We start from the raw sequence: 214 nt of genomic DNA on the forward strand, positions 1-214 counted from the left end.
CTGCATACCCGCTTGAAGCGATTCCAAATGCTTTGCTGCCTAGTGTTGCCGGGCCTCCAAAAGCGATTATATTCTTGACTGCTGATGCATTTGGCGTATTGCCGCCAATCAGCAAGTTGACAAAAGAACAAGCGATGTACCATTTCCTATCTGGCTACACGAGCAAACTAGCAGGAACTGAACGAGGCATTACCCAACCTGAAGCGACATTTTC

The 214-nt window shown here is 47.7% G+C and carries 1 protein-coding gene; it reads left to right on the top strand.

What is annotated here, in order from left to right; all coding sequences use genetic code 11:
- On the top strand, positions 1-214 hold a 214-nt coding region (locus tag CHH91_RS19745), incomplete at both ends, for a phosphoenolpyruvate carboxykinase (ATP) (protein ID WP_141234282.1).

Source organism: Virgibacillus sp. 7505, assembly GCF_002272135.1.
Lineage (GTDB): Bacteria > Bacillota > Bacilli > Bacillales > Amphibacillaceae > Terribacillus.